Origin of the sequence: Vibrio aestuarianus (genome assembly GCF_012395185.1) — a bacterium.
Classification (GTDB): domain Bacteria; phylum Pseudomonadota; class Gammaproteobacteria; order Enterobacterales; family Vibrionaceae; genus Vibrio; species Vibrio aestuarianus.
In genome coordinates this window covers 1-2542 of the sequence record NZ_JAAZTU010000086.1, presented here as the reverse complement: position 1 = coordinate 2542, position 2542 = coordinate 1, and the positions used below count along the sequence as shown (strand labels likewise).

Genomic DNA, 2542 nt, shown 5'->3' with positions numbered 1-2542 from the left:
TAAATATGCAGAGATTTTATGACTTTCTTCAGTTCTATGTTCAACCTTTCTCTTAGCTGAACATCATCTTTTAGTTGAACTGAGTCAATTAGCTCATAAATTTTCTCATTAACATTTCGTTGATGAGTAGATGTTTTCTTTAAAGAACGCAATTCGATTTGAATCTGCTCTAATTCATATGATTTAACTTTGATATCATTTTCTATTAGAACATAGCGTTCTTGGGCTTTTTCTAACAACGATGTGATACTAATTTTACTTAAATTAGCCACCAATTGTTCTAACTCATTGTTAAGGATTAGTATTTCATATTCTAGAGTGCCTATATCAAGCTCATATTCTTCTATTTTTGCTTTGTTTTTGTCTACCGTTTTTAATCCCATCACACGATTCATATCGAGATTTCGACAATAATTTAATAAATTATTTTCAAACCACTTGTAGCGAAATGTTGATGCTTTACATTTCTTAGCTCTAGACAATGCACATACTAAATTGTGATGCCTACCAGATCGATTATCTGCTACATACGTGTAGCTATAACCGCATAAAGGACATTTCAAAAGACCTTGAGCAATGTTTGCGACTTTCTTGTTTGGTTTAGTTTGCGTTTGTTTCCGCTGCTTCATTTGCTGTCGAAGTCGTAAATACTCAACTTCAGTCAATAAAGCAGGATAATAACCTTTTGCAGTGTAAACAGGGATTCTCACTTTTTTACCAAGCTGTTTTTTTTCGTATAATCCTTGTTGAACATCCTTTTCTGTTGGGTAATAGTCTTGATGCAAGATCAAATCACCAATGATTGAATCATTATTATCATTATTCAGTAATTGATAAAAAGTGTGTGTCTGGAAGCCTTGAGCATTTTTTTGTCTATCTGAAAACTCAACCTTGAATTCCCCACTTTCAATTTTGTCGTTTAAACGTCTAATACAAGAAGTTAAGCCATAACCATCTAGCATTCGATTTAGAAAGAACATCATTGCTTTACGATGCTCTTCTATGAACTCGAATCCACGATTATCATCTTTTGGTTTCAACCACCAAGGACAAGTTCTTGTTGGATTTTGTGGGTATTCAACCCCTTCACGCTCTTCTTTAGATAGTTCAAAGTAATCAATTACTGATTGACGTTTGTTCGACCAGTTCGCCCTATGACGCATCTCTTTCATTCTCGATTCGTTGTGAGAACGAGATAAAGTCAAAAGCGCAGAAAACAGATCGAGCATTCCCATGTCTGTTTTTAAAGAATTAAGTGAATAGATTTTCTTTTCGTTTTCAGCAACAACTACTATGTTGCAATACTCAACCAGATCTAAGAAAAGTTTGTTGGCGGTATGTAAATCAGCACGAGATAAACGGTCTAACGATTCAATAAAAAGGAATGTGTTGATTTCACCTTTTTCGTTGTAGACCTTTGGTAGTTCGTCAGACTTAAATTTTGCAATAATTTCAGACAAACTACCTTTTGTCATGTTTTTGCCCCGATAAGCAGAAACACCTCTGTCCTTCAGTGATATTATATCTTGGACTGGAACACTATGTTCTTCACAAAAATCTAAAACGTATCTCTGTGTTAATTCGTCTTGACGAAATTCAGACAAACCGTCTTTTTGTATGCTTGTTGAAAATCGAGTGTATGTAATCACTACGGGACGTATAAACTCATTTGTTTGAGCTATTGCTGAAAGCTTCATTACACACACCTTTTCAATGCTAATCTTCTTAATTGCTACTTATACTATATTGCTAAACTAATTATGTCATCATTAACAAAGTAATGATCATTGCACCGATTGGTGTCTTTGGCCTGATGGCAGAAGCCGTAGGTACTTTTGGCTTTGGTGCATTGATGGTGGTATTTAAACTATTTGTTGTTTACGTTGCTGCAATTTTGATTTTTGGATTCATCGTTTACCCATTGATGATTCAAATATTCACCAAAACATCGGCGAAAAAATTCATTCTTGCGATGAAAAAACCACAAGCTGTTGCCTTATCCACAGCCTCTTCTATGGCTACGCTACCTGTCACCATGGATACGGTAGAACATGAACTTGGCGTTCGCAATTCAACAGCCTCTTTTGTTTTGCCATTAGGTGCAACAATTAATATGAGTGGTAATGCAATTTACTACGGTTTAGTTGCCATTTTCTTTGCTCAACTATTTAATATTGACCTTTCAATGGGTGCCTATATTGCAATTATTGTTACCGCTACTTTAGGCGCAGTAGGCCAAGCTGGTGTACCTGGCCCTTCATTCCTTGTGGTCGCTGTTCTATTAGCGGCAGGTATTCCAATTGAAGGCTTACCATTATTGTTTGCGCTTGACCGTATCTTCGATATGATCCGCACGGCCCTAAATATAACGGGTGATGCTGCTTGTGCTGTCATCGTGGATTCTCTTGTTGAAGACGAAATAGAAACTGAACTTCAAAAACAACAAGCTTAAAACTACCCTACAAAAAATATCGATGGGCTACCGAAAGGTAGCCTTTTTTCATTTAAAAATGAGATAGCCTGTAATAAATAGATATAATGT

The 2542-nt window shown here is 35.8% G+C and carries 1 protein-coding gene and 1 pseudogene; one reads left to right on the top strand and one right to left on the bottom strand.

Translation table 11 applies throughout. The annotated features are described in order from the left end of the window. On the bottom strand, positions 1–1697 hold a 1697-nt coding region (locus HGG78_RS18620; RefSeq protein ID WP_172533799.1), incomplete at its 3' end, for a recombinase family protein. 68 nt (positions 1698–1765) lie between these two features. On the opposite strand from HGG78_RS18620, the pseudogene HGG78_RS18615 reads away from it, so the two are divergent. Then, positions 1766–2452, top strand: a pseudogene (locus HGG78_RS18615) (dicarboxylate/amino acid:cation symporter); the annotation flags it as partial. Positions 2453–2542 lie beyond the last annotated feature (90 nt).